The following is an 820-nucleotide window of genomic DNA, read 5'->3' as shown; positions in this document are numbered from 1 at the left end:
CCTGGAGGCCTTGCGCCGCATGGCGTTCGGCAAAGGCCGAGAGCAAAGGCAACTCCTCGCGGCAAGGCGCACACCAGGTCGCCCAGAAGGTGGCGATGACCACTTGGCCCTTCAGATCGCGCGTGGCGATGCTGCGGCCGTCGAGCGTGTTCAACACCAGCGGCGGGGCCGGTTGGCCCAGCTTGAGGTCGTTCGCCCGCGCCGGCAAGGCGGCCAGCCCGGCGGCACTTGCAAGGGCCAGTCCTGTGCCTGCCTTCAGCAGGGCGCGGCGGCTCTTGCGGACTGGCACCGGACGAGACTGCTTCGTTGAGTTGCGGCTGAAATCGTGCGCCATGGCGCTTGCTCCCGTTTCCTTGTGGTTCGATTGGACTGGGCGCCGCTGCGAAAGCTCCCCGGCTTCGACACGGCTCCCCATGCTCAGAATGCGTGCGTGATGCCGACGGATGCGGCGTAGCGCGGAGACAGCTGGTAGCCCTGCAAGTTTCTGTAGACAGGCAACTGCACGAAGGCATAGACGTTGGTGCCGTGGCCGACATTGACCGTGACKCCCGGGCTCAGGTAGACCGCCGTGCCCGCCGAGTTGGCGGTGTCGGCGAGGGCGCCCTGGTCATGCCCCTTGCGCGTGATGTTCACCTGCAGTTGCGGCACGACGTCGGAGTTGGCCTCGTAACGCGCGCCGAAGCTCACGGTGGCCAGGTTGCCGGGGCGGAAGTCGGCGCCCGTCTGGTTCAGCTTCTGACTCACCGCGGCCTGGAATTGGCCGTTGATGAAGACGTCGAAATTCTCGCTCACGGCCTGGTAATAGTAGGCGCCCACGATG

Annotated in this window: 2 protein-coding genes; both read right to left on the bottom strand. The window is 66.2% G+C overall.

Translation table 11 applies throughout. From position 1 onward, the window contains the following. Positions 1-334 (bottom strand): TlpA disulfide reductase family protein (locus AC1DTN_RS37545; RefSeq protein WP_477925192.1); only part of this gene is annotated, 334 nt, incomplete at its 3' end. Positions 335-417: 83 nt separating this feature from the next. Further along, positions 418-820: hypothetical protein (locus AC1DTN_RS37540; RefSeq protein WP_477925191.1), on the bottom strand; the 403-nt coding region annotated here is incomplete at its 5' end.

Source organism: Rhizobium sp. 01T444 (assembly GCF_056398305.1).
Note: the sequence above shows the minus strand (reverse complement) of the source record. Positions and strands in the feature narration are given on the sequence as shown.